A 25,807-nucleotide genomic window follows, 5' to 3' on the forward strand; every position below is an offset into this window, starting at 1 on the left:
AAGTTATCGGGTTTCGGTGCTGGGATCGGTCCGCGACAGCGCCGCTATGCGAGACAATTCGTCGCCCTCGTGCTCGCCGCTAGTCTCGTATCTGCGTTTGAGTTTCAGCACCGGTGTCTCGAAGAACCGGAAGCTCAGGTACGCGACGGGGACCACCGCGAGGAGCGTGACCACGAACAACGGGATTCCTTCATGCTCGCCGGTGGCGATGCGGGCCATGTTCGCGCACAGGTTGTGCAGCAGATACACGCCGTAGCTGATCACTCCGACGAATGCCAGCGGGCGCCAGCGCAGCAGCGGGTGCAACGGCGTCCACTCGACAATGCAGGTGGCGACCACCAGCAAGACCATCAATGCCTCGACGACCTGCAGCGGGGTGTCTGCGATGATCGCGACCGCTAACAGCAGCGCCGCGACCGGCGCGGACCAGACCCGCCCGGCAACCGCTTTCACCATCGCGAACCCGCGCCTGTTGCTGAGCACCAGCGCAGCTGCGGCACCGAGCAGGATGGGCAGCGACAGGCTCGCCGGAATGCGCCATGGCAGCACCTCCGAGTCCGTGGTCAGGCCGATGCCTTGTGAGATTGCCACCAATCCGGCCAGCACCACGAGCGACGGCCAGATCCGCTTGCCGCCGGTGATCATCAGCGTCGCCACCAGCAGCGGTGGCCACAGCAGATAGAACTGCTCCTCGGTCGCCAGTGACCAGGCGAAGTTAAACGTCACTTGGTGACCGGAGCTGGAGAACCAGTTGTAGGTATACGTCGCGAAGGCCGGCAAATGATGGAAGAACTGAATTCCTTCCTGGCTGTGCCGGCGGGTTGTGGCAACCAAGACGATGTAAACCAGCAGCGCCAGGTAGTACAGCGGAAAGATCCGCAGCGCGCGGCGTGCGTAGAACTTTCGCAACGAAATACTGCCCATCGCGTTCTGCTCGCGCAGCAGCAGGCTGGTGATCAGGAAGCCGCTGATCGCGAAAAAGAACTCCACGCCCAGATACCCCTTCTGCATGAAGGACGGACCGGGACTGCCCGACGTGTGCTGCCACAGCACCGCTATCACGCTCAAAGCCCGACAACCGTCCAGCGCGCTGAAGCGGCGGATTGCCATGAACCGGTCGAAGTTCGCTTGCACCCAACCGGATTTCGGCTCCGTAGTCCCGCGCCGGGGCCGGCCGAAGGCGCGCGCGGCGGTCGCCATGCCGGGCACCCTGCGTGCGGTAACGGTGCCGACCGGTTCCGGTGTCATCGCACCCTCCCCGCGATGGCTGGCATGCGCGGGGAGCGGCCCAGCGTCTCGGTGATGAGGTTCAGCAACCCGTCGGCGCAATGGTCGACGCTGAACTGCTCGGCGAAGTGGCGCCGGGCGTCGGCTCCGCACAGTGTCGCGGTCAACGGATCGGCCAGCGCGTCGAACGCGGCAGCGAGCCCGTCGACGTCGTCGACCCCGATCGGCGGTTGGCCAGGTGGCTGAAACTCGGGCAGCCCACCGGCTGTGGAGACGATCGGCATCACGCCCAGCTGCATCGACACCACCTGTACCCCGCTCTGCGACGCGCGCCGATAGTGGACGATCGAACCCTTCGCGGCGGCCAGTGTGGTGCGGATGTCGACATAGCGGTACTTGCCCGGGCTCCATCGTGTGTGTTCGGGCAGGGTGGCGGCGTCGACGGGGCCGTCGCCGATGAGCACCAGATCGTCACCGCGCCAACCGGATCCGCCGACATGCCGCTGCCACGCGTCGAGCACCACCTCGAGGTTCTTGTACGGATTCAGCCGCCCGATCATCACGAAATCGCGCCGGCCGTCGGGGTCGACGAATGGCGGGACCAGGTCCGCAGCCAGGTCGCTGCTCAGCGGCAGCACATGTACCGGGGTTCCGGCCACGTCGCGGCGGTCGGCGATCGCGGCGGCGACATGCCGGCTGTAGGCGACGGTGGCTACCGAGCGGGCGCCCCAGCGGTCGAAAACCGCCCGCTCGTAGGAAGGCCGGTGCTCGATGCTGTCCTTGGGACTGTCGTCATGCAGCAACTGGATGCGCGGTGCAGAGCCGGCAAACGCGATCCAGCGTGGATCGTTGACCAACTCGGCGATCACGATGTCGGGGCGATACTCACGCACTTTGCGCCAGGCAGCGAACCAGGCCGGCCAAGTGGCCGCCGTACGGACCCGCGGATCGAGCACCAGCTCGTAGTCGCGGGCCGCGTCGGCTTCCGGATGGTGGTGGTCGGTAGTGACCAACAGCACGTCGACACCCCGTCGTCGCAACGCGTCGGCCTGAACGCGCGCCAGCGGACGCATCCACGGCGAAAGCCACAGCACCCTAAGCGATTTCATGGTACGGATCTGTGTCGACGTGCGCTGCGGGAGCCTTAAATTCGCCGGTGTCCGACCGACGCCCGGTGATACCGACCAGTCGGCGATAAAGCATTCTGGCGACGCGATTCTTGCGAAGTAACTGGCGCGGGGTCCTAGGTGCACGAAACAGCAGAGCCACCTTGTGGCCGCGGTAAACCGAATACTCAAGGCCGATGCGCACTGACCTCTCACACATGCCTTCAAGGGCGTGCCGAAACATTTCTGTGTACTCGGGCTGAGTCAAAAACACCTTATTGAAGCCGATTGCGAACGGCGCCAGGCTGGCCCCGTCTTCCAGATAGCGCAGGGTGCCCACCGAAACGCCGGGCCACCGCTGATTGAAGACATCGTCAGCTATGACAACACCGCCCGGCGTCAAACAGGCCTCTGCCAATTTCATGTCGGACAATACGATTTCCTCGGTATGTCCGCCGTCAACGCTGAACAGTCGGGCAGCAGACCCCACCAATTCTCGAACGGTAGCGTTGTCCAGAGTCGTGGACTCGGCTTGATGAACGACCAGTCCACGCCCCGAAGCCCAGCGACTGGTGTTTGCAGCGAACTTCCCGCGATCGCCTTGGCCTGACCCGTCGACATTTAAATGCTGGTCGTCAAAAAGATCGACCGCAAGCGCACGCTGCTCCTCGCGGAGCAGCAATTGCAATCCGATGAAAAACTTCCCATGATGAACACCGATTTCAACTACACCGCCGTGAATCTCGTTGCGGCGCTGCACCGAGTCGATGACATGAACGATGTCCAAAACCTCAGGCTCCAGCCATCCTTCGACGAATCTGTGACCCGCCGCGCGGTACAAGGCGAAACTCTGCATCAAGCTTTCCCCTTTTCCGCCGACGACTTGCGCGTCTGCACAACAGCGCTGAACATGTGCCGGTAGAGCCATCCCAGCAGCGGCAGCGCCGCCCGCGGAGCGGTCGGGAGACGAGAGCCGATCTTGTCTTGGGCGGCCAGGCGCGCGTCGCACCGCAGGCCGTGCCGCTGCATGGTGGCGATGCTGCTCCGCAGAGGTCGGTAAAAGGTCTCGTCCTCGCTGAACCGGTGGAAGATCTCGACCCGGTCCTGAAACGAAAGCTCGGTGAAATACGGTGCCGCCAGCCCGAATCGCAGCGACGCCGTCACCGCGGCGCGCCGCAGCGGACCTTTGGGCAGCCAGTGGACGAAGGGCGATCTGAGGTGGCTTTCGATGGGACGCCATTTCGCATCCCAGATGTGCAGCCCACCCGCTGCCGGTGCCGATATGCGCGCCACCTCCGAGGCGAACAAGTCAAGGTCGGCTACATGCTCGATAACCTGATCGGACAGCACCACGTCAAACATGTTGTCGGGGAACGGATAGGTGAAGTCGTCATTCATGACCTGCAGGCGTGCGGGATCGTCGCCGGTGCGCGTGAGGTATTCGCGACCGCGTGCTATGTACTCCGGCGAGACGTCGATTCCGTACGCATCCCAGCCCTGCGCGCGCAGCCACGCGACCGTGTCACCGCGGCCGCAACCGATGTCGACTATGCGTAGCGTCTCGCGGTCCGTCCGTCGATCCGCCAGCTGCCGAGCCAGGTAGCGCTGTAGGTATTCCTGCGGGACGACGGGCGTTTCAATGTCGTGGTTCTTGGTGTCCTCATCGTGCTCGGCGAAGTTCGGTAGTACTCCGCCGCGCCCGGAAATATGGGTGTGCATAACGGGATTGGCCGGGCTGCCGGCTGCCGTCTCTAGTTTAGACATACGATCCTTGCCTTCATTGCCGATCGACCGACCAGCGTCCGTCGAGTTGGGGGTACCTTCGCTGGACCTCCTCGTAGAGATCCGGAAGGGTAAGCAATACGTGATCGGGATCTGCCGCGATGAGTCGTTCGGGCGAGATGATCACCACTTCGCTGCCCGGTATGCGACGTCCCTGCTTAGCCGGTGATGCGTCGGCGACCGCCCGCACCAGTTGCCGGTCCACCCCGGCGATGCTGAACAACGCGACGACGCGTGAGCCGGCGCCATATCCATACACGGTTTGTTGCTCACCCGCTTTTACCCGCAGCCAGTCACGCAGTCTGGCGACGTGATCCTGGACAGCATGCTGCAGGCGTTGCACCACATCTGGATCGGTGATGCCAAAGTCTCGCTCGCGCTTCAGGATATCCATGACCCGCTCGTCGGCTGCGGCTTGCCCGTGCACGGCGGCGACCAACACGGTTCCGCCGTAGAGGTCGAACTCCCACGCCGAGGCCACGCTCATGCCGGCCGCGGCCAGTAGGCTGGTCAGCGCCGTCAGCGAATAGTAGGCAAAATGCCCGTGGCGCAGGGCATTCCATTGCCGCTGACCGACAATCGTCATCAGGGAGTGGAATTGCAGCAGCAGCACTCCGTTCGGCGCGGTCGCCTTCGCACGCGCCTGGAAGGCTGACCGCTGGTCCGGATCGTGCATGATGCCAAAGGAATCGAGCACCACGTCGGCGGGTTCGGAAGCGCAATCGGTTTGTGAGAAGCCGCGCTCGGCCAACAGCGGCAACCATGTCCCGCCGTGTGGGCTGCTGAACTCGCGAACCGTCGTCCCGCGCAGCCAACCCGCTTCGGCGACGCGTGCTACGGCGTCGGCGGCCTGGTCCCGCAAAGCCTGCGGCTCGACGCCGCGGGGTTCGGCTGTCGCCGTGTCGTCTTCGGCGAGCTGCGCCAGGCCGCAGCCGGTGCACAGCTCCATGGCAAGTGGATGCGACGACTCTTCGGGAGCGACCGGTTCGGCTGCCGGGGGAAAGTTGTCTCCCGCCGGCACCCTGCCCAGGTCGAGGACCTTGCGCAGTTCGGTGCAGCCACATGCTCGGCAGCTTCTCATCGCACCGTCATCCTGGTTGCGCGGCATGCAAAGTCGGAAGGGGAAAGACGAGCTGGCCACCCCACTGCCTGATGTAACCGAGTTGCCGGGTCAGCTCGGTTTCGAGGTTCCAGGGCAGCGCCAAGACAACATCGGGGCGGTCCTTGGCGATGCGCTCCGGTTCGTAGATGGGGATGCGGGTCCCCGGCGTGAAACGGCCATGCTTGTAGGGGTTCCGATCGACGGTGTACTCCAGCAGATCGCTGCGGATACCGCAGTAGTTGAGCAGGGTATTGCCCTTGCCCGGCGCGCCATACCCGACAACGCGTTTGCCCTCGGCGCGGCACTGCAGCAAGTACCGCAGCAGCGCATGGCGGGTGGCTTCGGTCTGTGGGCGCAGCCGCAGGTAACCGTCGACGTGATGCAGCCCGGCCTCCTCCTCGGCATGCAGCACCTTTTCCACCCGCGTGGTCGGCGGTCCGGCGAACTCCGCGGAGCGGGCCCAGACGCGGATGGACCCACCGTGGCTGGATAGGAGTTCGACGTCGACGACCGCCAGCCCGGCAGTCGCAAGTGCGTTGATCGCCGAAAACAGCGTGTAGTACTGGAAGTGTTCGTGGTAAATCGTGTCGAACTGAGCAAGTTTCACCAGCGGAAGCGCGTGGTGTACCTCGATGCTCAGCCAGCCGTCGTCGGCGAGCAGCCGGCGCAATGATCGGGTGAAGCCACGCAGATCGGGGATGTGGGCGTAGACGTTGTTGGCGACAACCAAGTCTGCCGGACCGTGTTCTTCGCGAATCCGACCCGCCAGTTCCTCGTCCAGAAACGCGGACACCGTGGGCACGTTGCGTTCGCGAGCGGCGGCACCGACGTTGCGCGACGGCTCAATTCCCAGGCACGGCACTCCGGCGGCGACGACATGTTGCAGCAGATAGCCGTCGTTGCTGGCGACTTCGACCACCAGTGAATCGCTGCCCAGCCCGAGCCGCTGGACGGCTTGGTCGACGAACGTCTTCGCCTGCTGCACCCAGCTGTCGGAAAACGACGCGAAGTAGGCATATTCGGTGAAGGTTTCCTCGGGCGTGATGAGGGCCGGTATCTGCAACAGCAGGCAGTCTTCGCACAACCGCAGGTGCAGGGGAAAGGTTTGTTCCGGAAGGTCGAGTTCGTCGCCGGTGAGGAACTTTTCGCAGGGCGGAGTCGCGCCGAGGTCCAACACGCTGAGTAAGCGGCTTGACTCGCATAACCGGCAATTCATCGAACTCTCGATTCTCTGGGTTGTTTGGTCTGCCCCGCGGACTGGGAGCTGGAAATCATTGCCGAACCGCTTGTTTCACGATGATCGATTTCCTCAGCCGACCGCTGCTGTCGCGCGAGCTCGCGGGTACGGGTGTAGATCATCTTGCCGAGTCCGTGCTGGTACAGCCAAAGACTGTTCTGTTGGCCGACAAAGGACTCTTCGCCGGCCATCGCGCCCCACGGCACAAAGCCGCTGCCCAGCCCGACCCCGAATACGCCGGGAACCGGTGCGCCGTCGGCACCGAGCAGTCGTGAGTCTCGCGTGACTACGGGACCGGTGCGTGCCAGTGGCACCCGGGCGCCATGCGCGTTGTAAATGGGAACTGGCGCAAGGCGATAGCCTAGCGCCGGAACGATGAGGTCGGCGTTGGAGAGCAGCCGAATCAGGTCCGCACGCGACAAGCTGTCGATCGGCCGGCCGATGACGCGGTCGTCGTCCGGATCCGTACCCGGCTTGTGGTGCAAGCGGCGCCATACTTCGCGTCCGTCCCCCTGCAATCCGCCGAGGCGATGCACGCGGCCGGTGGCTCCGCAGACGTCCGCCGCGGAGAATTCGTAGGAATCGGCCCGCGCCGCATCACACGATGCATACGTGGGGCGGGGTTCGGTGCGATGAAGAATTTGTATCCCCCGGGGGCCGAAGTCCAATTCCGGGATTTGTTCCAGCAGCATCCATGCCGCCGAAAACGCGCTATGCGCACCGCCCACAACCACCACTTGTGGGCTGCGGTTGACGCGGGACAGCCGTCGTGCGACCTCGGCCGCGCCGCCGTGCGTGAGCAGCCGGTGACTGGAGATGATCTTGGAACGCCAGTGTCCTAGATGCAGGCGCGGCGCCAGCTCGACCGTGGACCACGACAGGTTCGGCCGTCCGCCGAGTGCCACCACCGCACTGGCGGCGCGGACCACCGCTCGCCGCCCATCGTGGGAAGTAGTGAAGACAGTGACCGAGCCGCCGCGTTCCAGCTGTATCGCTAATGCCTTTGTGCCGGTGAATGCCCGGCTGTTGGGATGGCGGCCAAACTCCGTCAGGAGAGCGGCGCCGAGGCGCCGCTCGAAGCGGTCGACTTGTTCCAGTGTCGGTCGCACGGCGCGGAGGCGTTCCAATTCGCACGTCACGGGATCGGCCTTGAGGGCGGCGAGAAAGGGCGCGCAGGCCGGACCGTCCAGACATTCCAGGAAAGAGGCGGCCGGAGAGTCGGAATTGAGCGGGTATTGACCGAGCGAACCGCCCAGCTCGTCGGCCTGTTCGACCAACGCGACGCCGCTGTCCAGCCAGTCGTCCAGCAGACCGTGCTGTGCCGCCCAGACGAGTGGTCCCGTCCCCGCGGGGCCGCCGCCCAGGATCGCCGTCTCGTACATCGGTTGTGCGTCGGCTACGACGTGTCGATTGCGTTCTCTCCTGGGAAGGAACGCTTTCCAGGTTGGCCGGACTGTGCTCATAGCACCTCGTTGATCGCGTCGATGTAGGCGTCGGCCATCGCTTCTACCGTGTAGTGTTTGCTCATTCGCTCAAAGCCCCGCCGGCCGACCCACGGCAGCGCGGCGGGATCGGCCAAGATCTCGCCCAGGCACTGCCGCCAGCCTCGCACCGTGATGTTCTCGACGAGGAACCCGGCGTTTCCGAAATCGAGTATTTCCGGTACCGCGCACACCGCGGACGACGCGACCGGTATGGCGCGGGCCATCGCCTCGAGGATCACCAATGGAAACGTCTCGCAGCGGCTTGGCATGCACAACAGGTCGGCGTCGGCGAGCGCGGGTCCGGGGCCGTCCGACCATCCGCGCCAGTGCACACGGTCGTGCAGCGCGGCGGGGGTGCCGGCCTCCAGCCTCTCGCGGTCGGGCCCGTCGCCGAATATGGAAAGTGTCCAGGGCAATTCGGTCAGACCGCTGAGCGCCTCGATCAGCAGATGGGGGTTCTTGAACTCCTCGATTCGGGAGAGCATCACCAGGCGCACCGGATCACCGGCCGCCCGAGTCGGTGGATTGGGTTGGGCGGGCACGACGACGCCGTTGGGTGCCACGAAGTGCCGTCTTGTCAGTCGATGATGCTCGGCGAGCATGTCCCAATGTCGTTGCGCCAGCATAACGAAACCGTCGGAGCGGCTCATGGCTGCTACCAACGGCCGCGAGTAGATGGGCATGTCGGGGTGAGTGTGCGGAGCGACGAGCCAGCGCCGGTTCGCGCCGGATGACCGCCATACTGTGGCAAATCCTGTTTCGGTGTTGGTGTCTCCGCTGATCACCACCGCCGGGCCCGCGGGCAGATCGACGTGCGGTGCCCACCACGGCTGACGCACCACGCGCACGTTGTGCGGAATCTCCTTGATCAGCGGGCCGAAACGCTGCACGCAGGCGATGGTGACCGGGTAGCCGCGGCGTGCCAATTCGGTTGCCAGCACTGATTTCTGGCGCTCAGCGCCACCGTAGACCAGCCGGTTGGTGGTGATCACGATCGCCGGCAGGTCGGTGCGCTGTTTGGCGCGCAGCTCTCGGCGCACGGCGCGCTTGGACCGCTGCAGCCGATCCAGCAGCGTTGTCCCGGCGAGGTAGATGTCCCCGTGATGAACGGTGGTTTGGCGTTCCAGCATGAGCGCGGTGTTGGCGCGCAGCAAGTCTTTGTTTCGGCGGCGCTCGTCGGCCGAAACCTCACCGCCGTGCGCAGAATCGACTCCCTCGGATCCGCCAGCATCGTGGGCGGTCGGCGGATTGCCGTGGTCCACCCCGAGTTCGTCGGCGAGCACCACGCGCCATCCCGCGGCGTGGGCCCGGGTCTGCCAGTCCACGTCTTCGCCGTAGAGGAAGAACTCCTCGTCGAGGCCGCCGATGGAGTCCCAGGCCGGGCGGCTGATCGCCAGGCAGGCACCGGCGATGTAGCCATCGATTTCGTGTGATTCAGCGGGCTGCCTTGCGTAGAGCTGCGAGAGCGGTGTGCCGCGCAGCAGGTCCGAATAGCCGCTGGCCGCCACCAGTGCACGGATCAGCTTGGTACGGCGGCGCGCGACGTCCCATGTCACCTGGCGCGGCGCGGCCGCGTCACACACCGTCGGAGAGACGGCGGCCACTCCCGGTTGTTGCAGCAACTCTCTGGTGCGGGTCAGCGGGCCGCGCAGCCGGCTATCGGCATTCATCATCAGCAGATCGGTGTCCGGTGGCGTGTGCTTTACCAGCGCGTTAAACGCCGCGGCGAAGCCAAGATTCACCGGGCCCAGCACCCAACACACATCCGGGTAGCGCGCGGCCAGTTCCTCGCGACCGGGATAGGAGTCACCACTGTTCTCGTAGACATAGACCGGTAGGTAGGGCAGCTGCTCAGCGACGCTGGCCAGACATTGCTCCAGCAGGTCGTGGCTTTTGTACGTCACGATCAGCACGGCGAGCGGCCGTTGCCTCGTCAGGTTGTCCACCGCGTCGGCTTCGGGTTCCAGGTGTGCCTGCTCCATTTCGGTTTTCATGTCACCACCTCTTTCCGGTAGAGCGAGGTCAGCGTCGACCAGTTGACGGGACCGATCGCGAGGCTGACCGCCAGATACACCGCAGCCGCAGCGGCCAGAGTCAACACCACGTGGTGGCCCGAAAGGGCCAGTGCCACGGCGACACTGGCCGCCGTCGGGATCAGCACCCGCAGCAAGAACAACACCGGGGTTCGGTAGCCGCACTCACGGCGCAGCCGCCAGCTGGCGAGCACCAAGCCGAACAGCTCCGTGCACACCAGCGCGACTCCGGCGCCCACCGCGCCGAACCGGCCATCCAGGGCCAGGTTCAGCCCAATGTTGAGCGCCAGGGCCACCAGGAACAACCGGAAGAAGAAGCGCTGCTGGTGGCTGGCGAACAAGCCCTGGCCCAGGGTTCCGGAGACGAATCGCAACGCGACCGCGATGAACAGCAATCCCAAAGTCGGTGTCCCGCGTGCGATGTATGCCTGGTCGCCGAATAGCCCGATGAGGGGGCCGGCCAGAAACGCGCCGACGACCGCGACCGGAACTGCGACGAAATACATCAGTTCGACGCTGCGGCGCATGAAGTGGGCGAAAGCCGTGACGTCACGGGAGAACAGGGTGGTGGCCGTCGACAATGTCGACTTGAGGAAGAAGGTCGACAACGCCTCGGTGTTGAACGCGACGGTGTAGGCCAACCCGTATACGCCCACCTCCGCGTGAGTGCTCACCAGGGAAAGGATCACGCCGTCGGTGCGCCAGTACAGGATCCCGACCACCATCACACCCATCAGCGACAGGCTCTCCCGGAGAAGGTCTTTCGCTTCCTGTGGCGCGAAAACGGGTCGCAGCGAGATCTGCCGCGCCGCGGCGGTGCCCTGGATCAGCAGCTGCAGGGCGGGCGGCAGCAGCTGGGCGACCGCAAACCAGATGACGTCTGCTCGCTCCGTCACCAGCCAGCTGACCGTGGCCAGCGTGGCCAGCCGTCCCGCCACGTCGGAGAAGGCCACCGCGGAGAACCGGACGCTGGCCAAAAACACCGGCTCGAACCGTGTCTTCATGGTCAGCATCAACAGCTGTCCCGACAACACCACCAGCATGACCCGAATGTCGGCGTCATGGTAGATCAACCATCCGCACAGTGCCGCAGCGGTCGCCAGCGGAACGCAATATACCAGTGAGAGGCCACTATTGACGCGCACCAGCCGCTCGAGATCACCCCGGCCGGAGGTGACGCGTCGCACGATGACGGTGCCGATGCCCAGATCCGCCAGGCTGGTCCACATGCCGATGAAGGCGACCGCGATGGTGAGCTGACCGTAACGGCCGGGGCCCAGATAGCGGGCGGTCATCGCCACCGAGATCACCGAGGCCAGCATTCCCAGTGCGCGGCAGGTCATTTGGATGATCATGGCGTGCGCGATCCGCGCCGGCTGCACGTCGGCAGGGCCGGCCGCGGCGGACGGCTCGGGCCCCACCGCGGACGCGGGCGGGGTTTCGGTCGCCGGCTCAGTCATGGTCGTCCGTCATCAGTAGGCGCCTTCTCTGGCGAGGACGGCTTTGAGGGTCCGCGCGATGATCACGAGATCGCCTGCCATCGACCAGTTGTCGACGTAGGAAAGGTCCAGCCGTACCGAGTCGTCCCAGGAGAGATCCGAACGGCCGCTCACCTGCCACAGTCCGGTGACGCCTGGCTTCACCAGCAGACGCCGTTTGACTTCGCCGGCGTAGTTCTCCACCTCGCGGCGCAGCGGTGGCCGCGGGCCGACGACGCTCATGTCCCGCTTGAGCACGTTGATGAACTGCGGCAACTCGTCGATGCTGAATCGGCGCAGCAGCTTTCCGATGCGGGTGACGCGGGGGTCGTCGCGGATCTTGAAGAGCATGCCGCCGGTGCTTTCGTTGAGCGGCAGCAGACGATCGAGTTGCTGGTCCGCGCCGTCGACCATCGTCCGCAGCTTGAGCATGGTGAACGGCTCGCCGTCCTGGCCGATGCGTTCGGCGCGATAGTAGACCGGCCCCTTGCTGGTCAACTTGATCCAGATGGCAGCCGTGACGAGAAGCGGTGAAGTCGCGATGAGCGCCGTCAGCGCGAAGCAGAAGTCGAAGGCGCGCTTCTGGAAGCGCTGCGTCCCTTCGTATTGCGGCTTGTCGACGTGTAGCAGCGGAAACCCCGCAATTGGCCGCAACGTCAATCGGGCATCGGCGACGTCCATCACTCCCGGCGCCACCACCAGGTCGACGTCCATCGTCTCCAGTTGCCACATCAACTTTCGGATGCCCTGTACGCCGAAGTGTTCGGTGTGCGTCACGGCTACGGTGTCCGCGCAGCAACGCTCGATCGCGGCTACTGCGGTGGTTTCGTCGCCCAGGATCGGAATTTCGCGGCCTTGAACCGTCAGGACGTCGCCGCGGTCCGGGCCGTATCCCGGAATGCACACTCCGACTACCACGTAGCCGTCCTTGGGGTTGCGGATCAGCTCGTGCGCCAGGTGTGAGACACCCGATCGGTCTCCGATCGCCAATACCATTGTCTGGCAGTGGCCTTTGGCTCGTTGCCGCCAGACGTACTTGCGCCACACATTACGGCTCACGAGCAACACGAGGGTACCGACGGGAAGTGCGACGGCCAGGTAGCCGCGAGCCAGGTCGATCTTGGCCAGCAGCGTGACCATCGCGATGATTCCGAATGTCCAGAAGGACGCGCTGGCGATGCGTCGGTATTCGTCGATTCCCGATCCGATTATCCGGGTCGACCTGGTGTGGAACACCGCAATCGACGAAAGCCACAGCGCCGCAAACAGGCACGAGAACAACGTCATCACCGGGCCGGGATAACCCGAGGTATCCAGTTCGCGCCCGAACCGGACATATTGAGCCAGCATGACGGCTGCGCAGACGATTATCGAGTCGGTGATACGCAGCCGCCTTGCATACTGCTGCTGCCAGCGGGAAACCACTTTGACGCGCGGTGGCTGCGTCGAGGGTGCAGTCGGCTGTGTAGTCGGGTGTGCATTGACCGGTGACGCGCCGTCCAGGGCTCGGAGGGTAGTAATCATGCAGGGCGCCTTCCCGGTTATGCGGACGCCGCTTCGGCTGCGGCACTGGGCATCGCGGCATGATCGTGGACAGGCGCGCCGGCGTAATAGACGCCGGGATAACAGATGAGCTGGGCGCGGGTGGCGCGCAACAAAGCGAACGGGCCCTGCAGGAGATATCGGCGGGCCAGCCGTCGTGGTTCGTGGGTCAGCCGGTAGAACCATTCCAACCCGAACCGCTGCATCCAGTGCGGAGCCCGTCGGGTCTTACCGGCCAGGAAGTCCACCGCGCCGCCACACGGCAGGAATATCTGTGCTCCCGTCGCATGCCCGTGCCGGTCGACCCACTGCTCCTGGCGGGGCTTGCCCAGGCTGACGACCAGGATGTCGGTTCCAGCGTCGCCGATAGCCGCAGCCAAACTGTCCGAACATGACTCGATATCGTCTGGGTCCGGTGCCCACATTCCAGAGACTTCCAACCCCGGATAGCACTCGCGCACATGCTCGGCCAGCAGCCGATGGGTTTGAGTGCTGCCGCCGAAGAAACCGACCCGCCGGCCGGTGTTTTCGGCCAAGGCCAGCAAGGCCGGCAACAGATCGGCTCCGGTAACGCGGGGCCAGGGCCTGGCGGTCAGCAGCCGGCCTCGCCACGCTATCGGCATGCCGTCGGCCAGCAACAGCCATTCCAGCCGGCCCGCGGGCGCGGCACCGATACTGCGGAAATGGTGCAGGTGGTCCAGGTTCACCGATCCCACGGCCAAGCCAGGCCCTGGGGATTGCAGGCGAGCAGCGATGATCGACAACACCTCGCCTGCGTCGCAGCGCTCGACAACGCTGCCGCTGACGACCATGCGCACCGGAACCCGTAACAGTGTGTCGTGGACCATGACCGGCTTACCTCGGCTGCCCTGCGCGCACGCGATGCCGCACCGTAATTGTCATGACGCCGCGCTCCCCGCCGGCGTGTTCTCTGCTGTCTCGGCCAACGCCGGCCAGCTGGCGTCCTTTTCGGACATGACGGTGACCGGAAGCGGCCACTTGATGCCGAAAGCCCGGTCGTCCCAACGGAATCCCTCTTCGGCGGCCGGCTCGTACGGGCCGCTGACCTGATAGACGACTTCGGTGTCGTCGGTCAGGGTCTGAAAGCCGTGCGCGACGTAGGGCGGCAAGAACAGTGCCCGACGGTTGTCTGCGCTCAACTCCACCATCGCGTGCTTGCCGTAGGTCTGCGATTCGGGGCGAACGTCCAGCGCGACATCCATGATTGCGCCGCGGGTGCATCGCACCAGCTTCGCCTCGGCGTGCGGCGGCACCTGCCGGTGCAGGCCGCGCACTGTGCCGCGGGTGTTGTTGAAGCAGATATTTGTCTGCGAGACGTCGGAAATCAGTCCGTATCGGGCGAATTCGTCGGAGCAGAAAGAGCGGGTGAAGAAGCCGCGGTGGTCGCGGTGCGGCTCGATGTCGATGATCGTCACTCCCGCGACGCTCGTCGGCGTGTACTTCACGATGCCTCTTTCCAGAACAGTCGGTCGTCGACCTGCCCGGTCTTGAGCAGGTACTCGATTTGCTTGAGCCGGGTGTGTCCGCGGCCATGAAATGTCTCCGGCTCCATGGCAATGCTTTGGAATACCCGGTGTAGTTGGGCCGCGCCGGCGGCCACGTCCCAGGCGGCGTTGAAGTCGCCGAATACGTCGTGAATCTTGCCGAACGCGACGCGGTAGCTGCGGTTGTCGGCATTGGGAGGACCGAAAGTCAGGTCACATCCGGGGAACTCGGCGCTGACGGCCTCGGCGATTTCGCGGACGGTCCGGTTGTTTTCGTCGCTGCCGACGTTGACCACCAGCGCGTGCACGGTCTGTCGGTCGGCGCGCACCGCGCACCGGATCGCCTGCGCGATGTCGAGGGCATGCACCAGCGGCCGCCACGGCGTGCCGTCACTGGTCATGGCGATACGGTGTTCGGTCCAGGCGAGGCCGGCCAGGTTGTTCAGCACGATGTCGAACCGCATTCTCGGTGACGCACCGAAAGCCGTTGCGTTGCGCAGAAAAGTCGGCGAGAACTCGTCGTCGGCCAACGCGGTGAGGTCCCGTTCGACCAGTGCCTTGCACTTGGCATACGGCGTCAGCGGGTTGACCGGGCTGGACTCGTCGACCGTGCCGTCGGCGATGCCGTACACGCTGCACGACGACATGTAGACGAACCGGGTGACACCGGCCCGCTTGGCGTGATCGGCCAAATGCACGCTGCCCCGGTGGTTTACCTCGTATGTGACATCGCCGATCAGGTCGCCGATCGGATCGTTGCTCAGCTCTGCCATGTGCACGATCGCGTCGAATCCCCGCAGGTCATCGACGGTCACGTCGCGGATGTCTTTCACGAGCGTCGCCGGCGTGGCGGGGTGGGTGCTTCCGGCAAGTGAACTGGGGCACAGCCAACCGGCCTTGTAGTAGCCGGTGTCCAGGCCGACGACGTCGTGGCCGTCTTCGAGAAGCAGTGGCGCGAGCAGGGAGCCCAGATAGCCGTCGGTGCCGGTGACCAGCACTCGCATGTGATGTCCCTTCGGTTAAGTTGCGACTGGGTTGCTAAGGCTGGCTAGCCAGGCTTCAGGACTGCCTTCTCGACGACGAATGCCTCGGCGTAGCGGGTATGGCACTGCACGCCGCGGACTCGCATCAACGCCAGGAACGCCTCGTCGTCGAACCAGTCGCGCTCCGACTGCGACGGGTAGTTCTCCCTGAGCAGGCTTGCCTTTTCGCGTGCCACGTCGTCCGGAACCGGCACGTAGACAGCCGGACTCGGCAGATCCGACTCCCATTTGAGAATCTCGTAGCCCAGCACCAGATGTGAGCGGAACTCGGTGGGGATGAGTTCGGCGAGCAGCCGATGATCCTGGTGGGAGTCGTCGCGCTGCGGGCCGAGCACCAGATCGGGCTCGCAGCTGCTGCGAAACTTCGCGAGGTTGCGCTTGATGCGTTGCCAGTGGCCGGGCAGATGGCCGTCAGGCAGGTCGAGCACGGTCAGTTCGACATTGGCATGCGGGCATAACGCCGCGAAGGCGTTCTTTTCCTCGACTTCGCGTTCGGTGCCGGCGCCGGTGAACACCAGCGCATGCACCTTGACTCCGGGATTGTGACGCGCGATCTGCATCAATGTGGCACCGGCACCGATGATGATGTCGTCGCAGTGGGCGCCAATGGCGGCAACGGAATTGGTGCTACCTGTCGCGAGCGGAATCATGCCGGAGCTCCCGCGGACGAGCGCTCCCACACCATCCACGGCCGGATTCCCGCGTTGTAGTCGCTGTCGAGCTCCGCCCGCTCCTTGAACGTGTCGGCCGGCTTCCAGAAACCATCGTGTTGGTAACCCAGCAACCGGCCGGTTCCGGCCAGCGCCATGCAGGCGTCGCCGACCAGGTCACCGTTTTCGGGGATCAGGTCGATGACTTCCGGCCTCAGCACGAAGTAGCCGCCGTTCACCCAGATCGGGAACTTGGTCACCGGCGCGATCTCTTTGATGTCGCCGTCAGCGCTGACGTCCACGCAGTGGAAAGACGATTGCGGCGGCACGGTCAGCATGGAAGCCGTTGCACCGCTCTCGATAAGCCGGTCGATCATGGTGTCGAGCGGCGCGTCGGTCAGCACGTCGGCGTAATTGGCCAGGAAGTACTCGTCGTCCCCCAGGTACTGGCGAACGCGCCGAAGCCGCTCGCCGATGGGCGACTCCAGCCCGGTGTCGACGAAGGTGATGGTCCAGTCCGACATGTCGGAATCGAGCAGCTCGATTTCGCCGGCGCGCATGACGAAGTCGTTGGACTCCATCTCGCGATAGTTGAGGAAGAAGTCCTTGATCATGGTCTGGCCGTATCCCAGGCACAAGATGAACTCTTTGTGCCCGTAGTGCGCGTAGTAGCGCATCACGTGCCACAACAACGGCCGGGGACCGACCATCTGCAACGGCTTGGGAACGACGTCGTTGTCCGTGCTGCGCATTCGCATGCCGTGCCCGCCGCAAAAGAGGACAACTTTCATGACACCCACTCCTTCGCGCGACGGCTGCTCGCAATGGCCTTCGAAATCGGGCGAACTGACATACCCGAAATACTCTTAAGTACGGTTGTAGATACCTTGGGTATGTCACCGAGCAGACGGTTGTGTGACGTGTATTCGACGAGCATCGGGATGCCTTTCGCGCTCAGATGACTGCCTCGCCGTAACCGGCGGAGGGCGGTTGGGCCATGACGGTGGGCACCAGTCCATATCGCGGTCCAGCGGCGGCGCCCGCGGTGGGGCCCCGCAGTGGCATCCCGCCGAGCATGGTCGGCATCTGTGACAGCGGGCCCATGCCACCGTTCTGCAAAGCTGTGCCCACGCTGGCTAACGGTGCCGTCGGGATGACGCTGGTCCACGCCGGCGGCACCGACAGCGAGCCCAGGGCGGCTGCCTGGCCCATGCTGCCCAATGCGCCCGCACCAAGTGCGGCCTCTGCGGCACCGGCGGTTTCGGCCGCGCCGGCCACGCCCGCCGCCACGTCCGCCGCGGCTGCAGTCACGTCCGTCGCAGCGGTGGCCGCCATGCTTTGCATGGTCTGGGCGATGCCCAGGACGCTGGACAGGCCGAACAGCGGAGTGATGCCGATCATCGACAAGTTCGTGATCAGGCCGACCATGGTCGAGGAATCGTTCAGGTTGCCGGTCAGGCCGCCGAGCAGTCCCGAGGCTCCGGTCGTGGTCGCTGCCGGAGTGGAGAGCCCCTGCAACGTCGAGGGAACCGTAGTCACCAACTGCGACAGCGTTGCCTGCGTCGCCCCTGATTCACCTGCCTGGGCGACCGAGGCGCTCTGTGCCGCGAGCCCGGTGGGTTCGGTGACCTGCGGTGGCGACGCGAACGGGGTGACTGCCGACGCCTCTACCGAATTCCCGGCGTATTGGTACATCGCCGCGGCGTCCTGAGCCCAGTACTCGACGTACTCGGCCTCGGTGGCCGCGATGGCCGGCGAATTCTGACCGAGAAAGTTGGTCGCGACCAGCGTCGCGAGCCGAACCCGGTTGGCGTAGACGGCCGGGGGCGGCACCGTCATCGCGAATGCGGCTTCATAGATCGCTGCGGCCAGCTTGGCGTGGCTGGCCGTCTCCGCCGCCCGCGCGGCAGTTCCCGTGGTCCAAGCGACATACGGCCCGACCGCGGCCGCCATGGACAACGACGAGGGGCCCAGCCATTTCCCGCTGGTCAGACCGGCGACCACGGACCCGTATGCGGACGCCGCCGCAGTCAGGTCGGCAGCCAACTCGTCCCACGTCACTGCCGCGGCCATGAGCGACGCGGGGCCAGGGCCGGCATACATGCGTGTCGAGTTGATTTCCGGTGGTAACGCCCCGAAATCCAGCACGGTGATGCTTTCGTGGCGTCAGCGGGCCGCGACCGCGTTAGCGGCTTCGGCAGCTGCATAGGAAGCGGAGCTGGTGGCCATCACCTCGACAAACTGCTGGTGAATAGCCGCGGCCTGGGCGCTCACGGCCTGGTACATCTGTGCGTGCGCGGCGAATTGCATTGCCATCAGGGCCGACACCTCGTCGGCGGCCGGAGGAACGACTCCGATCGTGGGTCCTGCCGCTGCCGCGTTGCCGGAGATGACGGAGGTGCCGATGCTTTGCAGCATGCCGGCCGACGCTGCAAGTGCTTCTGGCTGTGTGGTCACGAACGACATGTGCTTCCCCTAACCCCGTACCGATCGCTGGAGTTGTCGCGACAAACTAGCGATCACTGATTCGGCGATTGTACATACTTTTCGGACGGTATACAGCCCGAGAACTGAACTTCCAGTATTTGGCGCCTGTTTAATCGGCGCGCCACGGTCCATACGGGCTGGTCGGCGTCGTGCTGATAGCCTCGAAGCCGCGCGTGACACGTCGGGGAGCGCTCGTTCTTGACCGAAGTGTGCCCCTGCTCGAGGAGGGCATCTTGAACGTGAAGGCGATCCAGCCGGCTTACGGTGCGGGCTCACCATCGCGATGACGACCAACACGACTGACGGCCGCGCAGATACGACGCGGCGACAGATTCTGCGCGCCGCCGCACATCAGTTCGCGCGGCGGCCCTACCACGACGTCGGCCTCGACGACATCCTCGCGGAAGCTGAGCTGACCAAAGGCGCGATGTATTTTCATTTCCGGTCCAAGCATGCGCTGGCGGTGGCGATCATCGAGCGGCAGACGGCCGAAGGCACTGCCACGCTGGAAGACGTTCTTGCCCGCAGACTTTCGGGCCTGGAGACGCTTATCGACGCCTCCTACCTGGTTGCCATCCATGACATCAAAACCGATGCGGTCCGGGCGGCGATGAACCTGCTCGAGTCGGTCGGGCGGTCGGAAGGGTTGCAGCAGACGCTATTCGACCAATGGATCAACTCGTTGGCTACCGCCGCCGAACGCGCGATCGCCGAAGGCGACATCGACCAATGCTGTGAGCCGGTGGATTTGGGACGGCTTGTCGTTTCGCTGCATCTGGGTTTGCGACAGACCAGCAATCTCGACGACCCGGAACGGTTTCTGCTCGACCTCGAAAAGAGCTGGGCCATGATGCTCAACGGCATCCTGCAACCAGACCGGATCGATTACTTTCGCCAATTCGTCAGGCGTCGCACAGTGCTCGCGATCAACACCAGCTCAGCCAGCGCCGATTCCGATTGAGAAGACCGACGGTTCCGCTGGTCGGGACCGTGTAACGTCTGTAGGCGTTAGGTCCCTGGCCGGGGAAATCGAGGCTCCGACATCCGGAATCTAAGTAGGCGACGGACACTCCGGAGGTGCAGGATCAATGGCCCGCCAGGTTCGGTCCGAAGCGACCCGGCGAAGGATTCTCGAAGCCGCGATCGAGGTGTTCGGCGAGGTCGGGTATGCGACCGCCGCGTGGGGCACGATCATCGAGCGGACCGGGATGACGAAGGGCGCCCTGTATCACCATTTCGATTCCAAGGAATCGCTGGCGTCGGCGATCATCGAAGAAGGCTCGAACACGATATTGGCCGCGTTCCGCAACGTGTGTGGGTCGTCGTCGCCGGCGCTGGAGAACATGATCCACGGCACGTTCACCATCGCCAACGTGCTCAGCTCGGACAAAATGGCCCGCGCGGCCGAGCAATTGACCGCCGGCTTGAGCGGATTCAACGACGCGGCCGCGGCCTTTTGCGCCGACGTGGTGGAGCTGATGACCGCGCAGGCCCGGCGGGCGGCGGCCGAAGGAGACCTCAGAGAAGACGTCGACCCGGCGGTAGTCAGCGAGTCGATCGTCGGTGCCATGTTGGGAATGCGGTTGTTGTACAACGCGGTTTCCGGCGACCTCCCGGGAGGGGATAGCGCAGCCGACCGCGACGGCGACCCCGCCGTGCGGATCGGTCAAATGTGGGCGCTGCTGCTCGCCGGCATCGTCACGGACGCGTCGCTGCCGTACTTCCGCCAGTTCCTTGCGCGCGAATCTCTCCGTCCCGCGCCGGCGCCTCAGTAGCGCGAGCAGACGCAAAAGCCCCCATTTGCGCAGCTAAATGGGGGCTTTTGCGTCTGCTCGTCAGTGGCCGTCTTCCCACAACTGCTCGGTCAGGTCCTGGAATGTCGCAAGGGCGAACTGGTCGTCGGCGCGCCTGACCGCCGACTTGCTCATCAGCGCTCGCACCACCGAGCCGTCCTTGTGCGCCAATTCGACGACCATGTTCGCCAAGGCGTGAACGACAGAAAGCAGCGACTCCGAGACCGGCGCCCCATCGAAAATCTCATGGAACCGCAGCGACAAGACCTCTTCCGGGTCGCGGCCCACCATGTCGGCGAACGCGGTGTTGGTGAACAAAATGCTGCCGTCGTCCCCAATGGCAAGGACCGGCACCGGAATCCGCTCGAGCACCACCAGCGCGGGCAATTGCTCCAGCGTGTTCATCGGCGATTGGGTTGGTTCTCGGTTTCGTCGTCGGTCCACGGACCCGATTATTCCGCATGTCGGCGGGTGCTTCGGACGGAAATTTTCCACGGCCGGCAAAGACGACCGCGCGTGGCCGGCAGGGCCTTCGTCAGCGCTCGACTACCGCTCGGCAGCAGGCCCCCGAACCTGCTTGCGGGACAACGTAAGTGCGCGGCGCCTGCTCACTCGACTTCAGGGGATGCTCGTCTCGTTCCCGTCACTGCGTTCCGCTCACTCGACTTCGGTGGGCGGCTGATAGCGCGGGAACACACCGGAGGGCTGCGGCAGCGCCGTACCGGGTGTCAATCGCCCACCGATCGCGGCAAACGACCGCTGGTGTTCGTCCTGACCGAGCAAATCCAACAGCTTGCCGGCCGAGTCAGGCATCACCGGCTGCACCAGCAGCGCGGCGATCCGTACCACCTCGCAGGTGACGTAGAGGACCGTGCGGAACCTGGCCTGGTCGGCCTCGGCCTCGCTCTTGCGCAGCACCCACGGCTGCTGCGCCGAAAAGTACTTGTTGGCGTCGCCGAGCATCAGCCAGATCGTCTCTAAGGCCAGGTGCATCGCCTGGGCGTCGAAATTGGCGCGGACCCGCTCCAGCAAGCCGTCGGCAACCGCCAGCAGTTCGGCGTCGTCGGTGGTGAACTCGCCGGGCTCGGGCACCACCCCGCCCAGATTCTTGGCCACCATCGACAACGACCGCTGGGCCAAGTTGCCCAGCTCGTTGGCCAGGTCGGTGTTGATCCGGGTGATGATGGCCTCGTCGCTGTAGCTGCCGTCCTGACCGAACGGGACCTCGCGCAGCAGGAAATAGCGGACCTGATCCACGCCGAATGTGTCGACCAACGCTTCCGGCTCGACGACGTTACCCACCGACTTGCTCATTTTCTCGCCGCGGTTGAGCAGGAACCCATGCGCGAAAACCCTTCGCGGCAGCTCGATTCCAGCCGACATCAGGAACGCCGGCCAGTACACGGCGTGGAACCTGATGATGTCCTTGCCGATCATGTGCAGGTCGGCGGGCCAGTAGCGGCGAAACGACTCCGAATCGGTGTCGGGAAAGCCGACGCCGGTCAGGTAGTTGGTCAGCGCGTCGATCCAGACGTACATGACGTGATCGGGATGCCCGGGAACCTGAACACCCCAATCGAACGAGGTCCGCGAGATGGACAGGTCGCGTAGCCCGCCCGAGACGAAGCTGACCACCTCGTTGCGCCGCACCTCCGGGGCGAGGAAGTCGGGATTGGCCTCGTAGTGGGCCAACAGCATGTCGGCATACGCCGACAGCCGGAAGAAATAGGTCTGCTCTTCCGTCCAGATCACCGGGGTGCCGGTTTCCACGGCGACCCGGATTCCGTCCACTTCGGCGGTCTCCGATTCGGCGAAGAACCGCTCGTCGCGCACCGAGTACCAGCCGGCGTAGGTGTCCAGGTAGAAATCGCCGGCGGCCTCTATCCGTCGCCATATCTCCTTGGACGCCTCGTGATGGTCGGCGTCGGTGGTGCGGATGAACCGGTCGAACGAGATGCCCAATCGTTCCTGCAGGCGCTGGAACACATCGGAGTTGCGGCGGGCCAGCACGGCGGTGGGCAACCTTTCGGCCTCAGCCGCCTGGGCCATCTTGAGGCCGTGTTCGTCGGTCCCGGTTAGGAAACGCACGTCGAAGCCGTCGAGCCGCTTGAACCGCGCGATGGCGTCGGTGGCGATGTACTCATACGCGTGTCCCAGGTGCGGTGCGGCGTTGGGATACGTGATCGCGGTGGTGACGTAGTAGGGCCTCATCGAGACTCACCCTATTGTGTGGCCGTGAGCTCCGACCGGACCGGTAAACGGCAGGCACCCCCCGCCCCAGAGCCGCTGGCGCCCTTGATCGACGCCCATACCCACCTGGATGCCTGCGGCGCCCGCGACCCCGCAGACGTCACCGCCATCGTCGAGCGCGCCGCGGCGGTCGGTGTGGTCGCGGTGGTGACCATCGCCGACGACATGGACTCGGCACGCTGGGTGACGCAGGCCGCCGAGTGGGACCCGCGGGTTTACGCCGCGGTGGCGCTGCACCCGACACGCGCCAACGCGCTCACCGACGACGCCCGTGCCGAAATCGAGCGACTGGCCGCCCACCCGCGAGTGGTGGCCGTCGGCGAGACCGGCCTGGATCTGTATTGGCCGGGCCGCCTCGACGGCTGCGCCGATCCGGCGGTGCAGCGCGAGGCCTTCGCGTGGCATATCGATCTCGCCAAGCGGATCGGCAAACCGCTGATGATCCACAACCGGGAGGCCGACGCCGAGGTGCTCGACGTGCTGACCGCCGAGGGCGCTCCCGACACCGTGATTTTCCACTGCTTTTCGTCCGACAGCGCGATGGCCCGCCGCTGCGTCGATGCCGGATGGCTGCTCAGCCTGTCTGGGACGGTGAGCTTTCGCAACGCTCACGCGCTGCGGGAAGCCGTACCGCTGATACCCGCCGAGCAGCTTCTGGTGGAAACGGACGCGCCCTTCCTGACGCCCCATCCCTATCGCGGCTCAGCGAATGAACCGTACTGCCTTCCCTATACCGTGCGCGCCATCGCTGAGCTGGTAGATCGCTCGCCGGTGGAGTTGGCACGAACCACGACGAGCAATGCTGCCCGGGTTTACGGGCCCGGATTGTCGGCGGGATAGCTTATCGGCGTTTGATTTGTAGCTCGGCTAGTCGAGTTGCCCAGCCTTGGCTCATTCGTTACCGTCTTGTGATCATGCGGTGGGCCCCTGGGCCCTTTTTTGGCGTTTAAAGCTCGAAAAGGTCGTTGAAGTGGTTGCTGAGGTCGGGGATACGCGGTCGTTGAGTATTTTGGCAAAACTGAATCAGGCACCGTCACCGCTGTTGCGGATTCTCGTCGGAGGGCTGCTGCTGACCCTCGCGTTCGCGGGTGGTTATGCGGTCTCGACAGCCAAGACGGTGACGTTGACGGTGGACGGGACCGTGCTGCGGGTGACGACGATGAAGTCGCGCGTCATCGACATCATCCGAGACAACGGGTTCGACGTCGGCGACCGTGACGACCTGTACCCCGCCGCCGAAGTGCAAGTCCAAAACTCCGACAACATCGTGCTGAGGCGCAGCCGCCCATTGCAGATTTCGCTGGATGGCCAGCAGTCCCGCCAGGTTTGGACGACGGCATCGACCGTCGACGAGGCGCTTGCCCAGCTCGCGATGACCGACACTGCGCCGGCCGCCGCCTCCCGCGGCAGCCGCGTTCCGCTGGCCGGTATGGCCCTGCCGGTGGTCAGCGCAAAGACGGTGGAGATCAACGATGGTGGCGTGGTGCGCACGGTGCACCTGCCGGCACCGAATGTGGCGGGTCTGCTGAATGCGGCCGGCGCACCGCTGCTCGACAGCGACCAAGTAGTGCCCAACGCGATGACGCCGATCGTCGAAGGTATGCAAATCCAGGTGACCCGTAACCGCATCCATCAGGTCACCGAGCGGGTCGAGCTGCCGCCGGGCTCTCGTCGTATCGAGGACCCCGAGCTGAACATCAGCCGCCGGATCGTCGAAGACGCGGGCGTGCCCGGGCTTCAGGACGTGACGTTCGCGGTGGCCACCGTCAACGGCGTCGAGACCGGCCGGCTGCCCGTCGGCAACATCGTGGTGACGCCCGCCCGCGAAGCGGTGGTGCGCGTCGGGACCAAGCCCGGCACCGAGTTGCCGGCGATCAGCAACGGCGCGATCTGGGACGCCATCGCCGGCTGCGAGGCCGGCGGAAACTGGGCGATCAACACCGGTAACGGGTATTACGGCGGAGTGCAGTTCGATCAGGGCACCTGGGAGCGCAACGGTGGTCTGCAATATGCGCCGCGTGCCGACCTCGCCACCCGCGAGGAGCAGATCGCGATCGCGCAGGTGACACAGCAGCGCCAGGGATGGGGCGCCTGGCCAGTGTGCAGCGGAAGCGCGGGTGCACGCTGACCATCCGGCTGCTCGGGGGCACGGAGATCAGGCGGCTGGCCAAAGAACTCGAATTCCGGCCACGGAAATCACTTGGACAAAACTTCGTCCATGACGCCAACACGGTGCGACGGGTGGTTTCGGTCTCCGGGGTGGGCCGTTCCGACGTAGTCCTGGAAGTCGGGCCCGGTCTCGGTTCGCTCACACTGGCGCTGCTCGACCGCGGCGCCACCGTCATCGCCGTGGAGATCGACCCGGTGCTGGCCGAGCGGCTGCCGCAGACCGTGGCCGAGCACTCGCACAGTGAAATCCATCGGCTGACGGTGCTGAACCGGGATGTGTTGACGATCCGCCGTGCCGACCTGGACGCCGAACCGACGTCGGTGGTCGCCAATCTGCCGTACAACGTCGCGGTCCCGGCCCTGTTGCATCTGCTCGCCGAATTCCCGTCCATCCGTACCGTGACAGTGATGGTGCAGGCCGAGGTCGCCGAGCGGCTTGCCGCCGAGCCGGGCGGAAAGGAATATGGCGTGCCCAGTGTCAAGGTGCGTTTCTTCGGGCGGGTACGCCGCTGCGGCACGGTGTCACCGACCGTGTTCTGGCCGATCCCGCGCGTCTACTCCGGGCTGGTGCGCATCGACCGGTATGCGACGAGTCCGTGGCTGCCGAAACCAACCGACCCGGCGGACCCGACCGGCGAGGCCTTCCGCCGGCAGGTGTTCGAGCTGGTGGACATCGCGTTTGCGCAGCGGCGCAAGACATCTCGCAACGCGTTCGCCGGATGGGCGGGCTCGGGCAACGAGTCGGCGAGCCGACTGCTGGCCGCCAGTATCGACCCGGCCCGTCGCGGCGAGACGCTGTCCATCGACGACTTCGTGCGACTGTTGCAGCGATCGGACAACACCGCCGCGGCCGGCTAGCCCGCGTCGTTACGGCCTGTTGCGTGTGGTTCGCCGCCGGCAGCGATAGTCTGCTGCGGTG

General features: G+C 65.0%; 24 protein-coding genes. 5 read left to right on the forward strand and 19 right to left on the reverse strand.

From position 1 onward, the window contains the following. Nucleotides 1–3: 3 nt before the first annotated feature. The 17 genes from AC5Y21_RS13740 to AC5Y21_RS13820 form a co-directional block, all read right to left on the reverse strand. Complete coding sequence (locus AC5Y21_RS13740) at nt 4–1,248, reverse strand: acyltransferase family protein (protein ID WP_499913001.1); 1,245 nt, start codon at nt 1,246–1,248, stop codon at nt 4–6. Next, complete coding sequence (locus tag AC5Y21_RS13745; RefSeq protein ID WP_499913002.1) at nt 1,245–2,336, reverse strand: glycosyltransferase; 1,092 nt, start codon at nt 2,334–2,336, stop codon at nt 1,245–1,247. The genes AC5Y21_RS13740 and AC5Y21_RS13745 overlap by 4 nt, the downstream gene beginning before the upstream one ends. Then, nucleotides 2,323–3,189 carry a class I SAM-dependent methyltransferase gene (locus tag AC5Y21_RS13750; RefSeq protein ID WP_499913003.1) on the reverse strand — a complete coding sequence of 289 codons (867 nt, stop codon included), beginning with the start codon at nt 3,187–3,189 and terminating at the stop codon, nt 2,323–2,325. The genes AC5Y21_RS13745 and AC5Y21_RS13750 overlap by 14 nt, the downstream gene beginning before the upstream one ends. Continuing rightward, nucleotides 3,189–4,097, reverse strand: coding sequence for a class I SAM-dependent methyltransferase (locus AC5Y21_RS13755; RefSeq protein WP_499913004.1), 909 nt, complete (start codon nt 4,095–4,097; stop codon nt 3,189–3,191). The genes AC5Y21_RS13750 and AC5Y21_RS13755 overlap by 1 nt, the downstream gene beginning before the upstream one ends. A gap of 13 nt (nt 4,098–4,110) precedes the next feature. Further along, nucleotides 4,111–5,196 (reverse strand): class I SAM-dependent methyltransferase, encoded by a 1,086-nt coding sequence (locus tag AC5Y21_RS13760; protein ID WP_499913005.1) that lies wholly within the window; start codon nt 5,194–5,196, stop codon nt 4,111–4,113. A 7-nt stretch (nt 5,197–5,203) separates the two neighbouring features. Beyond that, nucleotides 5,204–6,433, reverse strand: a complete 1,230-nt coding sequence (locus AC5Y21_RS13765; RefSeq protein WP_499913006.1) for a methyltransferase domain-containing protein — start codon at nt 6,431–6,433, stop codon at nt 5,204–5,206. Continuing rightward, a complete protein-coding gene (locus AC5Y21_RS13770; RefSeq protein ID WP_499913007.1) occupies nt 6,430–7,917 on the reverse strand; it encodes a hypothetical protein in 1,488 nt (495 codons plus the stop codon). Before AC5Y21_RS13770 ends, AC5Y21_RS13765 begins: the two co-directional genes overlap by 4 nt. Then, nucleotides 7,914–9,932: a glycosyltransferase gene (locus AC5Y21_RS13775; RefSeq protein WP_499913008.1), complete on the reverse strand. Its 2,019-nt coding sequence runs from the start codon at nt 9,930–9,932 to the stop codon at nt 7,914–7,916. The genes AC5Y21_RS13770 and AC5Y21_RS13775 overlap by 4 nt, the downstream gene beginning before the upstream one ends. Continuing rightward, nucleotides 9,929–11,431: an oligosaccharide flippase family protein gene (locus AC5Y21_RS13780; protein ID WP_499913009.1), complete on the reverse strand. Its 1,503-nt coding sequence runs from the start codon at nt 11,429–11,431 to the stop codon at nt 9,929–9,931. The genes AC5Y21_RS13775 and AC5Y21_RS13780 overlap by 4 nt, the downstream gene beginning before the upstream one ends. Nucleotides 11,432–11,443: 12 nt before the next feature. After that, nucleotides 11,444–12,973, reverse strand: coding sequence for a sugar transferase (locus AC5Y21_RS13785; RefSeq protein ID WP_499913010.1), 1,530 nt, complete (start codon nt 12,971–12,973; stop codon nt 11,444–11,446). Between the two features lie 17 nt (nt 12,974–12,990). Further along, nucleotides 12,991–13,839, reverse strand: coding sequence for a WecB/TagA/CpsF family glycosyltransferase (locus tag AC5Y21_RS13790; RefSeq protein ID WP_499913011.1), 849 nt, complete (start codon nt 13,837–13,839; stop codon nt 12,991–12,993). A 51-nt stretch (nt 13,840–13,890) separates the two neighbouring features. Further along, nucleotides 13,891–14,457, reverse strand: coding sequence for a dTDP-4-dehydrorhamnose 3,5-epimerase (rfbC, locus tag AC5Y21_RS13795; protein ID WP_499913012.1), 567 nt, complete (start codon nt 14,455–14,457; stop codon nt 13,891–13,893). Next, complete coding sequence (locus AC5Y21_RS13800; protein WP_499913013.1) at nt 14,454–15,500, reverse strand: NAD-dependent epimerase/dehydratase family protein; 1,047 nt, start codon at nt 15,498–15,500, stop codon at nt 14,454–14,456. Before AC5Y21_RS13800 ends, rfbC begins: the two co-directional genes overlap by 4 nt. Before the next feature lie 44 nt (nt 15,501–15,544). Continuing rightward, complete coding sequence (locus tag AC5Y21_RS13805) at nt 15,545–16,189, reverse strand: PIG-L deacetylase family protein (protein WP_499913014.1); 645 nt, start codon at nt 16,187–16,189, stop codon at nt 15,545–15,547. Beyond that, nucleotides 16,186–16,980: a sugar phosphate nucleotidyltransferase gene (locus tag AC5Y21_RS13810; protein ID WP_499913015.1), complete on the reverse strand. Its 795-nt coding sequence runs from the start codon at nt 16,978–16,980 to the stop codon at nt 16,186–16,188. Before AC5Y21_RS13810 ends, AC5Y21_RS13805 begins: the two co-directional genes overlap by 4 nt. Nucleotides 16,981–17,143: 163 nt before the next feature. Then, nucleotides 17,144–18,334 carry a PPE family protein gene (locus AC5Y21_RS13815; protein ID WP_499913035.1) on the reverse strand — a complete coding sequence of 397 codons (1,191 nt, stop codon included), beginning with the start codon at nt 18,332–18,334 and terminating at the stop codon, nt 17,144–17,146. Nucleotides 18,335–18,355: 21 nt separating this feature from the next. Then, nucleotides 18,356–18,655 carry a PE family protein gene (locus tag AC5Y21_RS13820; protein ID WP_499913016.1) on the reverse strand — a complete coding sequence of 100 codons (300 nt, stop codon included), beginning with the start codon at nt 18,653–18,655 and terminating at the stop codon, nt 18,356–18,358. A gap of 304 nt (nt 18,656–18,959) precedes the next feature. Here AC5Y21_RS13820 and AC5Y21_RS13825 point away from each other — a divergent pair, with 304 nt between their 5' ends. Together AC5Y21_RS13825 and AC5Y21_RS13830 are read left to right on the forward strand one after the other, a co-directional pair. Then, on the forward strand, nt 18,960–19,637 hold the full coding sequence (locus AC5Y21_RS13825; RefSeq protein ID WP_499913017.1) for a TetR family transcriptional regulator: 678 nt from the start codon (nt 18,960–18,962) through the stop codon (nt 19,635–19,637). A 127-nt stretch (nt 19,638–19,764) separates the two neighbouring features. Continuing rightward, nucleotides 19,765–20,451, forward strand: coding sequence for a TetR family transcriptional regulator (locus AC5Y21_RS13830; RefSeq protein WP_499913018.1), 687 nt, complete (start codon nt 19,765–19,767; stop codon nt 20,449–20,451). Nucleotides 20,452–20,511: 60 nt separating this feature from the next. Here AC5Y21_RS13830 and AC5Y21_RS13835 read toward each other — a convergent pair whose 3' ends face one another. Continuing rightward, complete coding sequence (locus tag AC5Y21_RS13835; RefSeq protein ID WP_499913019.1) at nt 20,512–20,874, reverse strand: PAS domain-containing protein; 363 nt, start codon at nt 20,872–20,874, stop codon at nt 20,512–20,514. Nucleotides 20,875–21,126: 252 nt separating this feature from the next. Beyond that, nucleotides 21,127–22,680 (reverse strand): methionine--tRNA ligase, encoded by a 1,554-nt coding sequence (gene metG, locus AC5Y21_RS13840; protein ID WP_499913020.1) that lies wholly within the window; start codon nt 22,678–22,680, stop codon nt 21,127–21,129. 18 nt (nt 22,681–22,698) lie between these two features. Between metG and AC5Y21_RS13845 the strand changes: the two genes are divergently transcribed. The 3 genes from AC5Y21_RS13845 to rsmA all read left to right on the forward strand — a co-directional run bounded on the left by AC5Y21_RS13845 (nt 22,699) and on the right by rsmA (nt 25,746). Next, nucleotides 22,699–23,559 carry a TatD family hydrolase gene (locus AC5Y21_RS13845; RefSeq protein WP_499913021.1) on the forward strand — a complete coding sequence of 287 codons (861 nt, stop codon included), beginning with the start codon at nt 22,699–22,701 and terminating at the stop codon, nt 23,557–23,559. A gap of 160 nt (nt 23,560–23,719) precedes the next feature. Continuing rightward, nucleotides 23,720–24,847, forward strand: a complete 1,128-nt coding sequence (locus tag AC5Y21_RS13850) for a resuscitation-promoting factor (RefSeq protein WP_499913036.1) — start codon at nt 23,720–23,722, stop codon at nt 24,845–24,847. Continuing rightward, nucleotides 24,802–25,746: a 16S rRNA (adenine(1518)-N(6)/adenine(1519)-N(6))-dimethyltransferase RsmA gene (gene rsmA / locus AC5Y21_RS13855; RefSeq protein ID WP_499913022.1), complete on the forward strand. Its 945-nt coding sequence runs from the start codon at nt 24,802–24,804 to the stop codon at nt 25,744–25,746. Before AC5Y21_RS13850 ends, rsmA begins: the two co-directional genes overlap by 46 nt. Nucleotides 25,747–25,807 lie beyond the last annotated feature (61 nt).

The sequence above is a fragment of the Mycobacterium sp. NGS41 genome (genome assembly GCF_059812725.1).

Coding starts and splice junctions, on each gene's coding strand:
- rsmA (WP_499913022.1), top strand. CDS start 24,802: ATGGGGCGCCTGGCCAGTGTGCAGCGGAAGCGCGGGTGCACGCTGACC.
- AC5Y21_RS13805 (WP_499913014.1), bottom strand. CDS start 16,189: ATGATTCCGCTCGCGACAGGTAGCACCAATTCCGTTGCCGCCATTGGC.
- AC5Y21_RS13745 (WP_499913002.1), bottom strand. CDS start 2,336: ATGAAATCGCTTAGGGTGCTGTGGCTTTCGCCGTGGATGCGTCCGCTG.
- AC5Y21_RS13825 (WP_499913017.1), top strand. CDS start 18,960: ATGACGACCAACACGACTGACGGCCGCGCAGATACGACGCGGCGACAG.
- AC5Y21_RS13830 (WP_499913018.1), top strand. CDS start 19,765: ATGGCCCGCCAGGTTCGGTCCGAAGCGACCCGGCGAAGGATTCTCGAA.
- AC5Y21_RS13755 (WP_499913004.1), bottom strand. CDS start 4,097: ATGTCTAAACTAGAGACGGCAGCCGGCAGCCCGGCCAATCCCGTTATG.
- AC5Y21_RS13800 (WP_499913013.1), bottom strand. CDS start 15,500: ATGCGAGTGCTGGTCACCGGCACCGACGGCTATCTGGGCTCCCTGCTC.
- AC5Y21_RS13775 (WP_499913008.1), bottom strand. CDS start 9,932: ATGAAAACCGAAATGGAGCAGGCACACCTGGAACCCGAAGCCGACGCG.
- AC5Y21_RS13740 (WP_499913001.1), bottom strand. CDS start 1,248: ATGACACCGGAACCGGTCGGCACCGTTACCGCACGCAGGGTGCCCGGC.
- AC5Y21_RS13810 (WP_499913015.1), bottom strand. CDS start 16,980: ATGAAAGTTGTCCTCTTTTGCGGCGGGCACGGCATGCGAATGCGCAGC.
- AC5Y21_RS13770 (WP_499913007.1), bottom strand. CDS start 7,917: ATGAGCACAGTCCGGCCAACCTGGAAAGCGTTCCTTCCCAGGAGAGAA.
- AC5Y21_RS13820 (WP_499913016.1), bottom strand. CDS start 18,655: ATGTCGTTCGTGACCACACAGCCAGAAGCACTTGCAGCGTCGGCCGGC.
- metG (WP_499913020.1), bottom strand. CDS start 22,680: ATGAGGCCCTACTACGTCACCACCGCGATCACGTATCCCAACGCCGCA.
- AC5Y21_RS13760 (WP_499913005.1), bottom strand. CDS start 5,196: ATGAGAAGCTGCCGAGCATGTGGCTGCACCGAACTGCGCAAGGTCCTC.
- AC5Y21_RS13750 (WP_499913003.1), bottom strand. CDS start 3,189: ATGCAGAGTTTCGCCTTGTACCGCGCGGCGGGTCACAGATTCGTCGAA.
- AC5Y21_RS13790 (WP_499913011.1), bottom strand. CDS start 13,839: ATGGTCCACGACACACTGTTACGGGTTCCGGTGCGCATGGTCGTCAGC.
- AC5Y21_RS13765 (WP_499913006.1), bottom strand. CDS start 6,433: ATGAATTGCCGGTTATGCGAGTCAAGCCGCTTACTCAGCGTGTTGGAC.
- AC5Y21_RS13835 (WP_499913019.1), bottom strand. CDS start 20,874: ATGAACACGCTGGAGCAATTGCCCGCGCTGGTGGTGCTCGAGCGGATT.
- AC5Y21_RS13780 (WP_499913009.1), bottom strand. CDS start 11,431: ATGACTGAGCCGGCGACCGAAACCCCGCCCGCGTCCGCGGTGGGGCCC.
- AC5Y21_RS13785 (WP_499913010.1), bottom strand. CDS start 12,973: ATGATTACTACCCTCCGAGCCCTGGACGGCGCGTCACCGGTCAATGCA.